Source organism: Niveibacterium sp. COAC-50 (assembly GCF_013184235.1).
Taxonomy (GTDB): domain Bacteria; phylum Pseudomonadota; class Gammaproteobacteria; order Burkholderiales; family Rhodocyclaceae; genus Niveibacterium; species Niveibacterium microcysteis.
Genome location: NZ_JABCJM010000001.1, coordinates 1337963 through 1355357, shown reverse-complemented (window position 1 = coordinate 1355357; position 17395 = coordinate 1337963). Strand labels below are relative to the sequence as shown.

Sequence of the window (17395 nt, the reverse complement as noted above, 5' to 3'; positions counted from 1 at the left end):
TCAGATCACGCCTTGCTCGTGCAGTGCATCGAGCTGCGGGCGCTCCTTACCCAGCAGCCGCGCCAACAGGTCGCGCGTATCGCTACCGAGGTTTGGCGGCGCGCGGCGGTAGGTGGGCGGCGTTTTCGACATACGGATCGGGCTCCCTACCAGCGCTACCTTGCCAGCGGACGGATGCGCCATTTCGATGCGCATGCCGCGGTGGCGAACCTGGGGATCATCGAAGACCTGCGGAATCGTGTTGATCGGGCCGCAGGGTACGCCCGCCGCCTCCAGCGCTGCGATCCACTCCGCCGTGGTACGCGTTCGGGTGACGTCGTGTATCAGTGGAACCAGTACATCCCGATGGCGTACCCGCGCCGCGTTACTCCCGAAGCGTGCGTCACCGAGCCAATCGGTGCGGGCCTCGATACAGAAGCGCGCAAACTGAGCGTCATTACCGATCGCAAGGATCATGTGGCCATCGGCGGTTGGGCACGCGTCGTAAGGGACGATGTTCGGATGGGCGTTGCCGACACGTGCAGGCGCTCTGCCGCTTGAAAGGTAATTGAGCGCCTGATTGGCCAGCGCAGCCACTTGCACATCCAGCATGCCGAGATCGATATGCTGCCCTTCCCCGCTGCGCTCGCGCCACGCCAACGCGGCGAGAATCGCGTTGCTGGCATAGAGCCCGGTCATGACATCGGCCAGTGCGACACCGACCTTGGTCGGCGTGCCATCCGGCGCGCCCGTGATGCTCATCAGCCCGCCCATGCCCTGAATCAGGAAGTCGTAGCCCGAACGCTCCGCGTAAGGCCCATCCTGACCGAAGCCGGTAATCGAGCAGTAGATCAGGCGCGGGTTGATTGCCGCGAGCGTTTCGTAATCGAGGCCGTAGCGCGCGAGCGTACCAACCTTGAAGTTCTCGACCAGCACATCGGATTGCGCAGCCAGCTCGCGCAGCAGTGCCTGACCCTCGGCGCGGGTGAAATCGACAGTGATCGATTCCTTGTTTCGGTTCGCGCACAGGTAGTAGGCGGAGACATCGGTGTCTTCGCCCGCTTCGTCCTTCGCCCACGGCGGCCCGTAGGAGCGCGTGTCGTCGCCGCGGCCGGGCCGTTCGATCTTGATGACCTCGGCGCCAAGATCGCCGAGCAACTGCGTCGCCCACGGGCCCGCCAGCACGCGTGACAGATCCAGCACCCGCACGTGCGAGAGGGCGCCGACCGGGCGCATCGGCGCGCTCGCCAGCGCGCCCTTCTTGCGCACCCCTTTACGGGGCAAGACACCCCTGAGTGCCGGATCAGTCTCCAACATGCTTACCTCGTCTTCCGCGTTCGCGATGCAGTTGTCTTCTCAGCGTCGCGCACCATCACTCCAACATTGCGATGGTCTTGCCGGCGGGGTCCTTGATGCGCTGCCACGCGGCTCCGAGCTGGTTCACCGTTTCGCCCGGCAGCGGAACATAGCCGCCGTCCAACGCAAACTTGCCGCCGTTCTGGCAAGACCAGCCAAAGAACTTCACAACGGCGGCCGCCTGCGCAAGCTTGTCCGTCGTACGCTGCAGCATCACGAAGCTGGCGCCTGCGATCGGCCAGGCCTCGGGTGCCGACTGGTCGCTCAGCACCTCGCCGAAGGCGCTCTTGTCCCATGCGGCACTGCGCGCTGCGGCCGCAAGGCTCTTCTCATCCGGGGCAACGAACGCGCCGCTGCGGTTCTGCATGCTCACGTAGGCCAGTTTGTTCGCGCGGGCGTAGCCGTACTCCACATAGCCAATGGCACCCGGCAAACGCTTGACGAAGTTGGCGACGCCTTCATCACCCTTACCCCCAAGGCCAACGGGCCACTGCACGGCGCTGCCCACCCCAATGCTGTCGCGCCACTCCGGGCTCACCTTGGCGAGGTAGTGCGTGAGGAAGTACGAGACGCCGGCGCCATCGTCACGCCGCACGACGACGATCGACATGGCCGGCAAGGACACGCCCGGATTGATGTCTGCAATGCGCGGGTCGTCCCAGCGGGTCAGGCGGCCGCGGAAAATGTCTGCCAGTAGCGGCCCGGTCAGGCGCAGTTCGCCGGCCGCCACTTTGGGCAGGTTCACGAAGGGCACCGCGGCGCCAACGAGTACTGGAAACTGCACCAGGCCACGTTTGTCGAGTTCGGATTCGGTCAGCGGAATATCGGACGCGCCGAAGTCCACGCTCTTCGAAGTCACTTCCTTCACGCCGCCGCCAGAACCGATCGATTGGTAGCGGATCGTGTTGCCGGTTGCCTTGCCGTAGGCCTCCGCCCACTTCAGGTACACCAGCCGCGGCGACGATGCGCCGGCGCCCGTCACCTCCGCCGCCTGAGCGATGATCGAAACCCCGGCGATCGCGCATGCCGCGACGGCCCGACACAACAGCGTTTTCATTGTCGTTCCTTTCCGTTTCCGTTCCACCCGGTCTGCCCGATCGCGCGCTTACGACGCATTGCGATACGGGTCGTAGACCTGATCCAGCACGCCACCATCGCTGAAGTGCGTCTTGAACGCCTGCTGCCAGCTGCCGAAGACCTCATCCACCCGGAACAGGCTCAGGGGCTTGAAACGCTTGCTGTACTTCTCGGCGATTGCGGCGTCTGCGGGCCGGTAGTAGTACTTCACCAGCAGCTCTTGCGCCTCGGGCGAGTACAGGTAGTTAAGGTAGGCGTCGGCAAGCTTCCGCGTGCCCCGCTTCTCGACCATCTGGTCGACCAGCGCAACCGGCGGCTCGGCCACGATCGATACGCTCGGGACCACGATCTCGTAGTCGTCCGGCGCAGCTGCAACGAGCTGAAGCGCCTCGCTCTCCCACGTGATCATCACGTCACCGATCTTGTTTTTCGTGAAAGCGTTGTTGGCGCCGCGCGCGGTGTACTCAAGTACGCGGTTGTTGCCGTACAGGCGCTTGAGGAAGAGCTTCGCGCTCGCATCGTTGCCACCCGGCTGCTTGAGCGCATAGCCATAGGCCGCCAGATGCCCCCAGCGCGCAATGCCGGAGCTCTTGGGATTCGACGTGACGACGTTGATGCCCCAGCGCACGAGGTCGTTCCAGTCCTTGATCTGGCGCGGATTGCCGCGGCGCACGAGGAACACCACGGTCGACGTGAAGGGCGACGAGTGGTTAGCCAGCCGGCCTTGCCAATCGCTCGGCATGAGGCCCGCGGCGGCGATTGTGTCGATATCCAGTGACACCGCCAGCGTCACCACATCCGCCTCTTCGCCGTTGCGAATCCGCGCGACCTGGTTCGTGGATTGCGCGTGTGTCTGCTTGATCGTCACCGCCTCGCCGGTCTTCCCGCGCCAGTAGCGCGTGAACGCGGCGTTGTACTCCTGGAACATCTCCTGATTGATGTTCGACGAAGCGTTGATCAGGGTGGTGTCGGCACGGGCAGTTGCGCCCGCGCCGCACACACCTACCAGCCCCAGTACCAACCCAACATGCCACACCCCTGCTCTTGCTGCCCAGCTTGTCATGTTCCGTCTCCTGGCTTGACCCTGCGCGTTGCCCGACTACTGAAGGCTCACGACCAGTGCCGCCTCAAACTTGTGCCACCGCAGTGGCAGGATGTAGGCCTTGACGCTGCGCGGCACCTGGATCGCACGCGCGTTGCCCGACACGACGACCGGCACCGAGATCATGAAATCCGGCCCGAAGTAACGACGTGCGTTGCCCGAAATGGTGTTGGCTACCTCACCAACGAGATCGCAGAGATTGGTATCCGACACATCGGCCTCGCCCACGTGCAGCAACAGTTGCCGCAGCAGATCGCGATGCGCGGTGACGTACACGCAGCCCTGGCGCTCGCCGGAGATACCGATCACGCCGGTGAAGTCGTAGATCGGCAGCGCGCTGGCATCGCCCAGATACGGGCTTCCGACCTCCGGCGCCTTGCCCGTCTGGCGCTCGAAGTACTGGCTCACGATGTCGATGAAGACACGCAGTTGTTGCTCATCCATGAGCGTCCTCCCCCAGAAGTTCCTCCATCGCCTCGGTGAGGTCGGTTTCGGAGAACGGTTTGCACAGGAAACCCTGAGCGCCTTCCTTCAGGGCCTGGATTGCTGTGGCCTTGTCCGCCAGCGCCGAGACCACGAGGATGCTGATGCCCGGGTCGATCTTGCGTAACGCGCGGATGCACTCAAGCCCATCCATGCGCGGCATGGTCAGATCCATCGTCACGACATCCGGTTTGTGGGCACCGAACAGCTTGACGGCTTCCTCGCCGTTGCTTGCCGTCGCCACCACTTGCATATCGTGTTGCGTGAGCGTTCGGGTGATCTTGCTGCGGATGATGTTCGAGTCATCCACGATCATGAGCTTGAGTGCCATCAGGCCACCTCCTTGATCGGGGCATCAATGTGGTCGTCGCGCGGCTCCACTTTGATCGGCAGCTGCACACGGAAATGGCAGTACTCACCACTGGTCGTGCCGATGCGGATCCGGCCGCCGAGCCGTGTAATCAGGTCTTTCACTGCATCGAGGCCGACGCCGCGCCCTGCGTCTTCATCCACCTGATCGCGGGTGGAAAGGCCGGGCTCAAAGATCATCAACGTCAGCTGGCGCGCATCAAGCGCCTTCGCCGCGTCGGCCGCGATGCGCCCGGAGCGGATGGCAGCGGCGCGGATCTTTTCAGGGTTGATGCCGCGTCCGTCATCACGGAAGCTCAGCTCGATCGTGCCGTCGCCTTGGTCTGAGACGTAAACCGAAAGCCGCCCCGCCTCGGACTTGCCACGCATCTTGCGATCCGCCGGCTTCTCGACCCCGTGCACCACGGCGTTGCGGATGAACTGATTCACCGTGGTATTCACCGCGTCGCGCAACTGCGGGTTGAGCAGTTCGATATCGAGGCCTTGATAACTCAGCTCGACTTGCTTCTCGTGCCGCTGCGCGAGCTGTTGCGCGAAGCCGCGCCACTGCCGCACGAAGGCCTGGGCCGCCAGTTCGGGGTCATGCGCCGGTTTGGGCGGCTCGACACTGACGACGCCACGCACCTGACCGATGCGTGCAATCACATCCTGGATTGCCGCGATCTCGGCATACAGCCCCTTTACCCGCACCGCGACGGGCAACAAGTCTTCACTGGAGCGGCGAGTCAGCACGCGCAACTCCTGAAGCACATTCTCGAAGGCGTGCAGTGACTGCGACACCGCTTCGAGCTGCAACGCCGCGGCGTCGCCCTTCAAGCGGTGGGCGATGCGCATCATTGCGTCGACCCGCGGCGTGGATACGCCGGTCGTCGGGCTCGCGGTGCGCAGATCCTCGTTGATCTGATTGAGACCGTCGCTCGCAGCACGCAGGAAGTCCTGCAACTGTCGCGGATCAGCCTGGAGGATGTTCACCATCATGCCCATCTGATCCTGCACGCGGCGCTCGCTGTCCTTCAGCTCGCGCTCGAGCTTCACGCGGCGAGTAATGTCGTTGACCGTAACCAACAGGTGCGTGACCTTGTTGCCCTGCAGCACCCGGTTGAAGCGGATCTGCAGGAAGCGCGACTCCACCGCCCCGCTCGGCTTCACAGCGCTGATTTCAATGCAGTCGAGCGGGTTGAGGCTGGCGACGAGCTTTTCCTTCACGTCGTGCCGCAGCAGCAGCTCGATGTACTCCTTGGTGGTGTCGTAAGTCTTCGGTGTCACCAAAGGCTTGAGCAGATCGAGGAAGTTTTCGCCGCCCTTCGCCTCCACGCCGATGATGCGCGACAGCGCATGGGAGGTTTGCGACCCCATGCGGAAATCCGGGTCGAGCAGGAAGAGCCCCTCTTGTGTGGTCCGCAGGATGTCTTCGGTTTCACGCTGCGCGCGCTCCACCGCCTGGTCGCTCTTGCGCAACTGGCCGAGGAAGCTGTAGAGGATGAAGGCGAAGTTGATCAACGCGGCCGCCATGCCGGCCATCTGCACCGCGCGCAGCCTTGCGGCCTTTGCCGCAGACAGGGCTTCGAGGCGGCTCGTCAGCAGGTGCGAGCTTGCCAGCAGGTTCAAGTTGTTCGGAATCAGCACCTGCAATAGCGGGCCGACATCAGGACGGTGGCCATCCTTTGGCTGATTCAGCGACTGCACTTCGCTGTTGATCGGCGCCCAGAGCTCCTTCACCAAGGCGAACATCGCGGCCGCCTGCTCGTCCTGGCTCGGGGTCAGCGCCAGTTCTTCGGCCATGTCCGGTAGCTTCGCGCCGCCATCAAACGTGTTGATGATCGCGTTGAAGCGATCGGCGGTTGCGATGAGGTCCTTGACCTCGTTCAGGCTCGATCGGCCGCTGCTGTCAAAGGTGCCCTGGGTGGCATCCTGATCGATCAACAGCGCTGTCTTGGCGAGCTTTTGCACCAGATAACGGTGCTGGCCAGCGAGGTTGATCGAGATCGCATCCGCCGTCAGCTGGCGGGATATCACGAAGGTCATCCCGAGCACGCCAACGTCGAACACCAGAAACAGCGTGATCAGAACGACGATCGAGCGGTATTTGCCCAATCCAAGTTTCAGCATTGCCTACGCCCCTTCCATGAAGGTGGCGCCCTTGCGATTCGTCGTGCGCGGCAAAGTCAGTGCAGCGATCGAACCGCCCCATCCAACGGTTTATCGAAAGAAACCACCTTGCGAACCCGCCACGCAAAGTGCTTTCAATTGCAAACCGTCAGCTCAAACGAGCGCCTCCATTCTGATTTAGGCGTGAATATTTAACGCCGCTTGTCGAATTAATTGCGAAGCGACAAACGGCACTTTATGACGAATGAACGGTCGCGCTTTTGCACCACAAAATGACACAGAGCGTCATTCAATTTGAGCAATCCGGCACCGATCAAGGCTCGTGGAAGAAGCCATAAAGCACTGTTTTGCATGGCTGTTCTTGTCGTAAGCAGCTTGGTAAAGCGACTTTGTACTGCACGGCAAATGAACACCAAGACCATAAATATGGGCGCATATCCCATTTAGATGTCATTTTCCGTTTTCTGAATTGGTGTGTAGGTATTTATCCGTCATGCATGGATATCAATTCCTACAGTTGTTACTCAAAATCAGGACGCACAAAGTATTAATCACCCTTATTCGTTTCGTTTGCAAAACCAACCAATTCCGAATTACCTCTCCTTAATTGCCAAAAAAAGGGCGCCGATGGCGCCCTGTTTTTTCAGCAGAAGAACCGACAACGATCAGGGCAAACTGATCACCGTCGTATCGTCCATCACCAGCGGGTCAGTCGCACCATTACCGCCCCAGAACGCCCATTCCTGGGTTGTTGGCGACAGACCACGATAGCCGCCGTCATAGTCCCAGGTCGTCACGTAGACCTTCACGCCAGACAGCGACGACAACTTCCCAAGCGACGCGTCGGGCAGGATGAAGCTGACCGTATTCGTCGCGGTATCCACCTTCAAGCCGGCGGCGGGCGAGGCGTTCGTCCCCTCGTTACTGGCACTCGCGCCCGATGAAGTGAAGATGGCGTTCGACCACCCGTGCGCACGAAGGCGGTAATGCCACTTCATCCCGCCTGGCAACACAGCGTTCTGCAAAGGCATCGCTGTCACACCGCCCGCCTTTCCGGGCACTTCGATGAAGATCGTAAAGGCCACGTGATCAAAGCCGTTCGCCGGATTCCAGACTGTTGTGACCTTGTTCGTCTGCACGTCGATGCGCATCGCCCCACCAGCGCCGGATACCGTGACTTTGCGCAAGTCGAGCTGGCGGTTGCTGCCCCAGGAATCATTCGTCGGGTATTTGTAGACACCCGTCGGCCCAACATCATCACCGGCCGGGTCCACCACCTCGGCAAGCTTCACGAACGGACGATCGACGAAGAAGCTACCGCTGTTAGAGAGCACGGCGGAGGTTTCGCTCCAGGCGACGATGCTGTGGCGGATCGTCGGGTCGATCATCGTTGCGGTGTCCACCGTTGCCGACCAGCTGCCGTCGCCCGCCGGGGTAACGGTCTGAGCGTGCGCCACATCGCCGTCGATCACCAGTTTGAAGTTCGTGAGTTCGGTTGAGACACCGCTGACGGTGAAATCACCCGCCTCTTTCGCGTCATTCAGAGCCGTCATGCTGATCGTGGCGGTCGGGTCCACCACACTCGCTGTGTCCGCCGTCGCAAGCCAGACATAGGCACTGCGGGCGGGCAGCTTCATCGAGAGGCGACCGTTCTTGTCCGCGACGGCCTGCGTTGCGGTGCCACTTGCTGCAAACAACGGCTTCAGCACGGCGTGAGCCGCGAGCCCGGTTTCAAGGTTGTCGAGCAAGGTTTCGCCGTCGGCGGTGTTGAACACCACAAAGGCGGTCGTGCCGTTCCAGCTCATCTTGTAGGCGAACACGCCAGCGGCAGCGCCATTCTCCTTCAGCACCGTCGGCGTACCGCGCGAGAACACCTTGTTCGCCTTGCGCAGCGCACTGACTTGCGCGATGTACTGGTACAGCGGGGCGGTGGTGTCGAAGTTGTCCTTCCCACCCGACTTGTAGCCCGCCTTGAACATCGCGGCGCGCTGTTCCTTGAAGGCTTGCTCGGTGCCGTAGTAAATCACCGGGATACCAGGCAGCGTCATCATCATCAAAAGGTTCTGCTTGAGCCCGGCCTCTGAACCCCCTGCGAGGAATCGATCCACATCATGGTTGTCGAGGAAGCTCGGCATCAGGTGGGGCCGCTTGTGCGTGGTCATCACGTCGCGTATGCGGTAGCCGAGTTCCGCAGTCGGCCGGCCTCGCGCAAACACATCGCCTGCGGACGTGTAGAGCGGGAAGTTGATCATGCCTGGCAGGATCGTCTCGCCGGTGGCCGGATCGGTCATGTAGCTGTCGATCTTCTTCGCCTTCGTGTCTTCGTAGGCGCGATCGGATGCGAAGCCCTCGCCGAAGGAGAGGAAGTTCTCGCGGCCCGTTGCCTTGGCAGCAGCGACGATGCCGGGGTTGGTCGTGTCGGTCGAGTACAGGAAGTCCTTGAAGGTGTCGGGGGGTACGTAGAATGCAGTGTCGATGCGGAAACCGTCGACACCCACCTCCTTGATCCAGTACGCGTAACTCTTGCGCAGCGCGTCGCGCACCGCAGGGTTCTCGGTGTTCAGGTCGTCGAGGTCGGAGAGTTGATAGTTCTTCTCCTGCGCCGCGTCCTGGAAGTCGCTGATGCTGGGCGTCCAGTGGTAGATGCCCGCCTTTACATGGTCCGCGTTGCGCGGATCGTTCAGTTCAAAAGGCGACTGCGTTGGCGCGGCGCCGGGTTTGGACGCGGTGTTCATCACAAGGAATTTGGTCGGGTCTGCCGCGTCGTAGCCACCCCGATAGCTGAAGAAATTGCCGGTGTGGTTCAGCACAACGTCCTGAATCAGGTACATGCCCGACTTGTGCAATGAGGACGACAGGCTCTTGTAATCGGCCAGAGTCCCCATGTGCTTGTCGACTTCCATGAAGTTGCTGGCCCAGTAACCGTGGTAGCCGCCGTAGTTGTTGAGCGGATCCCACCACTGGTTCGCCACCGGCGGGGTCACCCACACCGCCGTTGCCCCCAGGCCCTTGATGTAGTCGATCTTGGCTTCCACGCCGCGGAGATCGCCACCGCTGTACTTCGCGCCGTCGGCCGGATCAAACTCGCCGGCGCCCTGGTCGTTGTTACTCGGGTCGCCGTCGTTGAAGCGATCGGTCATCACGAAGTAGACGATCTGGTCCTGCCATTCAGGCGAGGCCACATGCAACAGTTGCGCAGGCGGAGGTGGATCGCAGCACGGAAGATCGCTGTTGTCGCCGCACGACGCAAGCAGCGCCGCTGCAACGGCGGTCATGGCCACAGTGGGCCAACGATGGAAACGCTTCATTCAGCTTCACTCCTCTGGATTGAACGAAACGGGGCAACTGGCCCCTGCGTGCCGGAATGACCGGCATCGCTACGCGTGTTCGGGAGTGACGTCCGCCGCGGCGACCTGCGCGCAGCAAGCAACCCGGCATGACCGTTCCGGGCGACGAGGACGACGCGCATGGCCGAGCACGAACCGTAGTCCGTTCCCGATGATCCGCGCGCCGGATATGCTTTTCGAATTATCGAGTGGAGTCTATTTGGAGGACGATGGGCTTGCAAGCAGCATTTGCACGGTCTGCATTGCTTCAACGGCGATCAGACCAGGCCGGCGCATTGCACGCCGGCCCATTGAGTCCAAGGATCAACAGCGACCGATGACCGACGCCGTTGCAATCAGCTCATCGAGTAGCGCCATCGATGCGCGCCCCGAGCAGGCAAACGGATCGAGTACCGGGCGTTCGGCGTACTTGAGCAAGAGCGAAGGATTCACGCGGGCGATGTTGACATGGCCCATGGTCCATGCGCCGAAGCGCCGTTCCGGGATCTCCTCGAAACTCAGGATTCGGACCTTGGTGTGCCGATCGTCGCGAACGATCGTGTTGAATAGCTCGCACACCTCATCGCGCCCACCTTCCAACACCTGCAGAAAAAGGTCGTCGCTGTAGCAGAGCATGCCGGTAATGCCGAGCTTGGGGTTGTGGTCGCGCGACTGCGCGAGGATCGCGTCCACCACGGGAGCAGTAAGCGGCGATGCCGCGCGGCTGGCGTAGAGCAAACGAACAAGCATCGGAGCCTCAGTTTTTCAGGTTGATGAGTGAGAGAAACTCGCGGCGCAGCGCTGCATCCTTGAGGAAGGAACCGCGCATGACGCTGTTGATCATCTTGGTCTCAGAATCCTTCACTCCGCGCCAGTGCATGCAGAAGTGGTCCGCCTCCATGACCACCGCAAGGCCATCCGGGCTCACCTTGCGCATCAACAATTCAGCCATCTGCGTGATTGCTTCTTCCTGGATCTGCGGCCGGCTCATGACCCATTCGGCGAGTCGCGAGTACTTCGACAAGCCGATCAGGTTCGAGTGTTCGTTGGGCATCAGCCCGATCCACAGCCGCCCCATGATCGGGCAGAAGTGATGGCTGCAGGCGCTGCGGACCGTGATCGGGCCAACGATCATCAGTTCATTGAGGCGCTCGGCGTTCGGGAACTCGGTTACCGCCGGGGCCGGCATGTAACGCCCCCGAAAGACTTCGGTGAGGTACATCTTTGCAACACGGCGTGCGGTGTCCTGCGTGTTGTGGTCGCTCTCGGTATCGATCACAAGGCTTTCGAGCACGCCTCGCATCTTGCCTTCCACTTCGTCCAGCAAGGCTTCGAGATCGCCGGGCTCAAGGAAGGCGGAGATGTTGTCGTTGGCGTGAAAGCGCTGTTTTGCGCGATAGATCCGCTCGCGAATCCGCGCCGACACGGGCTGGATCGCAGCGGTATCGGGCTTCTGTAAGGCTTCGCTCATGATGGGCCGTCGTGATGTGGTGATTGATGGAGTGTCGTACAACGGCGGTTCGACCGCAAACCAGCCGCCCGCGTTCCATCGCGACTGCACCACGCTGCGCTCCGCGCTATCCGGCGGCCTGCTGAGGCGCGTCAACCGGGCAGGCGCCGCGCGCTGGCATTGCGTTTCGCTACGACCCACAATCAAGTAGGAGGCGGCTGTCCGGTGTGTCGGCCATGGATGAGCGGCACCGATCCAGCGCGTGCCAGGCCGACGACGGATTCGATCGAGTTCGGGGACTAACCAGAATGAGAATGAGCGAGCACACACCGCATCACGAGGTTCTCCGGGACCCTGCCGACTTCTCGCTCGTGCTGGGCGGCCCGCTTTTCCAGGCACTGCGCCGTGCGCATCTGTCAGACAATGAATTGCACCTTGTTGGTCAGCGTATTGGTGTGATCGCGCTGTTCTGCTGGCTGCCGCTACTGGTGCTGTCCGCGCTTCAGGGCAATCTGCTGCAGGGCAAGCTGGCGGTTCCCTTCCTCTACGATTTCGAAGCCCACGGTCGATTTCTGGTTGTCGTTCCGCTGTTGATCATTGCCGAACTGATTGTTCATCAGCGCATGCGGGTGCTGGTCAAGCAGTTTGTCGAGCGCAAGCTGATCCCCGCAGGCGCCATGGAACGCTTCAATGCGGCGATCGATTCAGCGCTGCGGCTACGCAACTCGACCGCGGCCGAAGTGCTGCTTTTGGCAGTGGTGTATGGCGTCGGGGTTCAACTGATCTGGCGGCAATACACCGCGCTGGACGCGAATACCTGGTACTCGACGGCGTCGGCGGACGGCTCGCAGCTGACGCTTGCCGGGATCTGGCTAGGCTATGTGAGCCTGCCGGTCTTCCAGTTCCTGCTGCTGCGTTGGTACTTCCGCCTGTTCATCTGGATGCGCTTCCTGTGGCAGGTGTCGCGCATCGAGCTCGTGCTATCGCCGATCCATCCGGATCGGCTCGGTGGCTTGGGCTTTCTTGCCGGCACCACGTTCGCATTCATGCCGCTCCTGCTGGCACACGGCGCATTGCTTGCCGGCAATCTCGCCAATCGCATCCTCTACCTCGGCGCGCCGTTGCTGTCATTCAAGTACGAGATCATTGCGCTGGTCATTGTGCTGCTGGCCGTTGTGCTGGTGCCGCTGCTGGTGTTTGCGCCGCGACTCGCGGAAGTGAAGCGCACCGGCTTGCTGGAATACGGCGCCCTCGCCCAGCGCTATGCGCAGGAGTTCGATAGCAAGTGGCTGCGTGGCGGCGCGCCGGCGAACGAATCGCTGCTCGGCAGCCCCGACATCCAGTCACTCTCCGATCTGAACAACAGCCTGCAGATCATCGCCGGCATGCGCGTCGCACCGATTACGCGCGACACCCTGATTCGGCTGGCCGCAGCGATCGTCGCACCACTAAGTCCGCTCGTGCTGACAATGATGCCGCTGGAAGAGTTGATCTCTCGTCTGGTCAAGATACTGTTCTAGCGCCAGCAGCGCTCGTAACTCAATGAAAGTCGCGGCTCGCTGTAGGTAGCGCGCCAAGCCAGGGCGTGAGGTCTACCAGACGCTTGGCCAGCACGTGCACGACTTCGCCCTCGCGCTGTAGCTGGCCATACACACCCAGCAGGCGTGCGCCGAGCAACTCGCGGCGCTGGCGCTCGGAAAGATCGGCATAAACAACGATATTCGCCTGCCCGGTTTCGTCTTCCAGCGTCACGAAGATCACGCCACGCGCCGTGCCAGGGCGCTGACGGCCGATGACGATGCCTGCCGCGCGCACCAGCGCACGGTGCTGCATCTCACGGATCGTGCTTGCTGCCAGGAAGCGCCGCGCACTCAGGCGATCACGCAAGAGCGCGAGCGGATGGCGGCCGAGTGACAAACCCGTGGCGGCGAAATCCGCAACGATCTCCTCCCCTTCGCGCGGCGCAGCGAATTGCACTGGCACCTCGGCTGGCGGCGCGCTGTCGAACAGATCGCCCTGCCGCTGCACGCCGCTGACCTGCCAGGCCGCTTGTCGCCGGTGCCCGGCGAGCGGCTTCAGCGCGCCCGCGCCGGCCAACAATTCCAGCTCACGTGCGCCTTGCATCGCGCGGTGCGCGAGATCGTCGACGCAGCTGAACGCACCCCGTTCGCGTGCGGCGACGACACGCGCTGCCGCTGCTTGCGGGTAGCCACGGATCTCGCGCAAGCCCAGCCGCACCCCGGGCCGCCGCGCACCGGGCAGGTACTCGAAACCGCTCTCCCAGCCGCTCTTCATCACATCCACCGGCAGCACTTGTACGCCATGGCGGCGCGCATCCTGCACCAGTTGAGACGGCGCATAGAAGCCCATCGGCTGGCTGTTGAGCAGCCCACAGAGAAAGGCCTCCGGCTCATGTCGTTTCATCCAGGCCGAGCTGTAGGCCAGCAGCGCAAAGCTTGCCGCGTGTGATTCCGGGAAGCCGTAGTCGCCGAAGCCTTCAATCTGCCGGCACAGCGCTTCGGCAAATTCCGGCGGATGCCCCTTGGCGGCCATGCCGGCGCGCAGTTTGTCCTTGAAGCGGTCGATATGCCCCTTATGCCGCCATGAGGCCATCGCGCGCCGCAGTTGGTCAGCCTCGCCAGGCGTGAAGCCGGCAGCCACCTCGGCGAGCTTCATCACCTGTTCCTGGAAGATCGGCACGCCGCAGGTGCGCGTCAGCACATCGGCCACCTCTTTCGGCAGGCGGTTCATGGCGGCCTGCGCCATGGCGGGGTCGGCACGATAGGCGAGATAGGGATGCACCATGTCGCCCTGGATCGGCCCCGGCCGCACGATCGCCACCTGCACCACCAGGTCGTAGTAAGTGCGCGGTTTGAGGCGCGGCAGCATGCTCATCTGCGCGCGTGATTCGACCTGGAAAACGCCCACCGAATCAGCGTGGCACAGCATCTCGAAGGTCGCGGCATCCTTGGGCGGGATGTCCTGCAAGGCGAACGGGCGCCCGCGCCGCTGGCTGACCAGATCGAGCGATCGCTTGAGCGCGGTGAGCATGCCCAGCGCCAGCACATCCACCTTCAGCAGGCCTAGGGTTTCCAGATCTTCCTTGTCCCACTGGATCACCGAGCGATCCGGCATCGCGGCGTTTTCCACCGGCACCAGGCGGGCCAAGGGCCCCTGCGAAATCACGAAGCCGCCCACATGCTGCGAGAGGTGGCGAGGGAAACCGAGCAGCATGTTGGTGAGCGCCAGCCACTTCGATACGCGCGGGCTTTTCGCATCGAGCCCGATTTCGGCGAGCCGTTCGGGCAGGTGCTCGCGCTTGTCCCACCATGCCAGTGAGCCGGACAGCGCGTCGATCTGTTCAATGCCGAAACCCAGCGCCCGCCCCGCGTCACGCAGTGCGCCCTTGGTGCGGTAGCGGATCAGTGTCGCGGCCAGCGCGGCGCGTTCCCGTGTGTACTTCCGATAGATGTACTGGATCACGATTTCGCGCCGCTCGTGTTCGAAGTCGACGTCGATATCCGGTGGCTCGTCTCGTTCGCGCGACATGAAACGCCCGAACAGCAGGAAGGCGCGTGTCGGATCGACCTCGGTGATGCCGAGCGCGTAGCAGACGATGGAATTGGCAGCCGAGCCGCGCCCCTGGCACAGGATGCCTTCGCGCTTTGCGAAGCAGACGATGTCGTACACCGTGAGGAAGAAGGGCTCGTACTTGAGCTCTGCGATCAGCGCGAGTTCGTTTTCGACGTCACCCAGCACCATCTCCGGCACGCCGTCCGGATAGCGCCGCGCGAGGCCGGCGAAGGTTTCACGACGCAGGTAGCTGGTCGGCGTTTCGCCGTTCGGCACGATTTCGTCCGGGTATTCGTAACGCAATTCGTCCAGCGTGAAATTGCACTGTGCTGCGATACGGGCCGATTCCTCCAGCATCGCAGCGGGGTACAGACGCGATAGCCGCAGCGGCTGCCGCAGGTGACGTTCGGCATTCGGGTAGAGCTTGTCGCCCGCCTCGAACACTGTGGTGTTCAGGCGGATCGCGGTCAGCACATCCTGCAGCGGGCGGCGCAGACGCGCATGCATGTGCACGTCACCACTCGCCACGCAGGGCATGCCGCAGGCTTCGGCCAGCGCCTGCAGTGCAGCCAACCGCGCCGCGTCATCCGGCCCGCTGTGCAGTTCCACCGCCAGCCAGATGCGGCCTGGGAAGCGCTGCGCGAGCCAGCGGCCGTCTTCCACACTCAGGCGCTCATCCGGCACCCATAGCGCAAAACAGTCCGGCACTGCGCCGCTGGGCGACACGGATTCCAGATCGCCACGTACCAGCCGGTACTCACCCTTCTCAGCCCGTCGTCGCCCGAGTGTGATGAGCGCTGCGAGGTTGCCATAGCCCGCGCGGTTCTTCGCCAGCAGCACCAGCTTCAGGCCGCACTCGAAGCGAAACTCGGCGCCATGGATCAGCCGGAAGTCGAAATCGCCCCCCGCCGCCTCACGCAGTTGCCGCCAGGCATCGAAAGCGCGCACCGCACCGGCAAACGAGCACTCGTCGGTAATCGCCAGCGCGGTGTAGCCAAGCCGGTAGGCGCGCTCGACCAGCTCTTCCGGGTGCGATGCGCCGCGCAGGAAGGTGAAGTTCGAAATGCAGTGAAGTTCGGCGTAGGCTGGTAGCGGCTTCATGCGAACAGCCCCTGCAGCCACCACCCGCCGGCGTCGCGGTAGATCCACAGCCACTCGCCACGAACCGAGCGGGCGACGTGGTAATCGCGCCGGATATCGCCCAGCCCTTCCCCGGTATCCCACCAGCCGCTCTCGATCCGTTCGGGGCGGGTGAGCAATTGCAGCGGGCCATCGTGATGCGGTCGCCCGGCTTGTTCTTGCAAGGGGCGCGGCTCACGCAAGAGCCATAGCGGGCGCAGTGGCGCCTCACTGGATGCGGTTTCCTGCGGCCAATCAAGCGCGACAGTGCTGCACTCCGGCCGATGCCCGGCCACCGTTGCAATGCCATGCACGGCCTCACGCCCCAAGCGTGCGCGCAGGCGTTCGATCACCGGTGCTATGCCTTGCGTGCCCGCCTCGCCAAACATTGGTGCGCTCTCACCCGGCATCGCCTCGATCCGCTCCGCGACAAGACGTAGCCCCACCACCGGCGCGACGAGTTCAAGCCGATCGAGCCGCTCGCGCAGCACCCGCACCAGACGCTCGCCATCGCGGGTGGGCGCGGCAAAGCCAAGGACCAGCCGCGAGTCGTCCTTGTCCTCGTGTTCAAGCTCAAGCACGCATTGCTGCAAGCCCGCACCGCGCGCGTTGAGCCACCCAGCCAACGCCTGCAGAAGCCGGCGTGCGCCGAACAGCAGCATCGGCGCCTGCTCGACGCGCGCCGGCAATTCAAGGTATTCGGAGAAACGTTCCGGAAAGTCGAAACATCGACGCAGATCGGGTAACTCGCCGCGCGCCTGTGCCAACTGCATCGGCAAGGCGGGGCCGAAACGGCGCGCAAGCGATGCGGCAGGCAAGGCCAGCAACGTGCCTACGCGCTCGATCCCGAGCACCGCAAGCCGGCGCGCTGAACGCTCGTCCAAGCCCAGCACCGCGACCGGCAATTCCGCCAACTGCGTCTGTTCGTCAGCGGGGCGTTGTGTCAGTTCAGGTGCCACACCGGCGCGCGCAAACCACTGCGCAGCCAGCGGCGTGCTCGCCAACCCGAGACTGACCGAGTAAGCCTCGGCTGCAACGCCGGCCGCGGCTTGCTGCAGCAAGGGGGCGAGTCCTCCGAACAGACGCAGGCTGCCACCGATATCAATCAGCAACTCGTCTGGCGGCGCGAGGCAGACCTGCGGGCTGAAGCGGCCGGCCCAGCAAGCCAGACGGGCCAGGGCAGCCGATTCGCGCAGCAGATCGCGTTCGCAGGCTGTCAGCTGCGGCGCCAGCCCCAAGGCGCTCGACAACTTCTGCCCCGGTAACACGCCGAGCGCCTCAGCCGCCGCGTCCGCTGCCTGCACGCGGCCGCGCGTCACCGCGACAGCCGGGGCTCGAGCAGCAAAGACTTCGATCGGAAGGCGAAACATACGGAGTGCTAGCCAGCGCATCGGGAACCTCCAGAAGCCAGGATCACGAGCCGGAAAAACGCTTGCTGGCAGGCCGCCGATG

Annotated in this window: 12 protein-coding genes; 1 reads left to right on the top strand and 11 read right to left on the bottom strand. The window is 63.0% G+C overall.

The genetic code is table 11. The annotated features are described in order from the left end of the window. The 9 genes from HH302_RS06035 to folE all read right to left on the bottom strand — a co-directional run bounded on the left by HH302_RS06035 (position 1) and on the right by folE (position 11272). The gene (locus tag HH302_RS06035) at positions 1 to 1215 is read right to left on the bottom strand and encodes a CaiB/BaiF CoA-transferase family protein (RefSeq protein ID WP_172200770.1); all 1215 of its coding nucleotides are present in this window, start codon (positions 1213 to 1215) and stop codon (positions 1 to 3) included. 136 nt (positions 1216 to 1351) lie between these two features. After that, on the bottom strand, positions 1352 to 2392 hold the full coding sequence (pstS, locus tag HH302_RS06030) for a phosphate ABC transporter substrate-binding protein PstS (protein WP_172199592.1): 1041 nt from the start codon (positions 2390 to 2392) through the stop codon (positions 1352 to 1354). A gap of 48 nt (positions 2393 to 2440) precedes the next feature. After that, positions 2441 to 3475: a sulfate ABC transporter substrate-binding protein gene (locus tag HH302_RS06025; protein ID WP_172199590.1), complete on the bottom strand. Its 1035-nt coding sequence runs from the start codon at positions 3473 to 3475 to the stop codon at positions 2441 to 2443. A gap of 36 nt (positions 3476 to 3511) precedes the next feature. Then, the gene (locus HH302_RS06020) at positions 3512 to 3958 is read right to left on the bottom strand and encodes a chemotaxis protein CheX (protein ID WP_172199588.1); all 447 of its coding nucleotides are present in this window, start codon (positions 3956 to 3958) and stop codon (positions 3512 to 3514) included. Next, entirely contained in the window at positions 3951 to 4328 is a 378-nt protein-coding gene (locus HH302_RS06015; RefSeq protein ID WP_172199586.1) for a response regulator, read from the bottom strand. The genes HH302_RS06020 and HH302_RS06015 overlap by 8 nt, the downstream gene beginning before the upstream one ends. Next, positions 4328 to 6475, bottom strand: a complete 2148-nt coding sequence (locus HH302_RS06010; RefSeq protein ID WP_172199583.1) for an ATP-binding protein — start codon at positions 6473 to 6475, stop codon at positions 4328 to 4330. The genes HH302_RS06015 and HH302_RS06010 overlap by 1 nt, the downstream gene beginning before the upstream one ends. Before the next feature lie 665 nt (positions 6476 to 7140). Then, a complete protein-coding gene (locus HH302_RS06005) occupies positions 7141 to 9783 on the bottom strand; it encodes an alpha-amylase family glycosyl hydrolase (RefSeq protein ID WP_172199580.1) in 2643 nt (880 codons plus the stop codon). A 342-nt stretch (positions 9784 to 10125) separates the two neighbouring features. After that, positions 10126 to 10551 (bottom strand): BLUF domain-containing protein, encoded by a 426-nt coding sequence (locus HH302_RS06000; protein ID WP_172199577.1) that lies wholly within the window; start codon positions 10549 to 10551, stop codon positions 10126 to 10128. 7 nt (positions 10552 to 10558) lie between these two features. Continuing rightward, positions 10559 to 11272: a GTP cyclohydrolase I gene (gene folE, locus HH302_RS05995; RefSeq protein ID WP_172199574.1), complete on the bottom strand. Its 714-nt coding sequence runs from the start codon at positions 11270 to 11272 to the stop codon at positions 10559 to 10561. Between the two features lie 293 nt (positions 11273 to 11565). On the opposite strand from folE, the gene HH302_RS05990 reads away from it, so the two are divergent. Continuing rightward, positions 11566 to 12771, top strand: coding sequence for a hypothetical protein (locus HH302_RS05990; RefSeq protein ID WP_172199571.1), 1206 nt, complete (start codon positions 11566 to 11568; stop codon positions 12769 to 12771). A 19-nt stretch (positions 12772 to 12790) separates the two neighbouring features. On the opposite strand, the gene HH302_RS05985 is transcribed toward HH302_RS05990, so the two are convergent. Together HH302_RS05985 and HH302_RS05980 are read right to left on the bottom strand one after the other, a co-directional pair. Next, positions 12791 to 15925, bottom strand: a complete 3135-nt coding sequence (locus tag HH302_RS05985; RefSeq protein ID WP_172199568.1) for an error-prone DNA polymerase — start codon at positions 15923 to 15925, stop codon at positions 12791 to 12793. After that, positions 15922 to 17313 carry a DNA polymerase Y family protein gene (locus HH302_RS05980; protein ID WP_253945991.1) on the bottom strand — a complete coding sequence of 464 codons (1392 nt, stop codon included), beginning with the start codon at positions 17311 to 17313 and terminating at the stop codon, positions 15922 to 15924. Before HH302_RS05980 ends, HH302_RS05985 begins: the two co-directional genes overlap by 4 nt. Positions 17314 to 17395 lie beyond the last annotated feature (82 nt).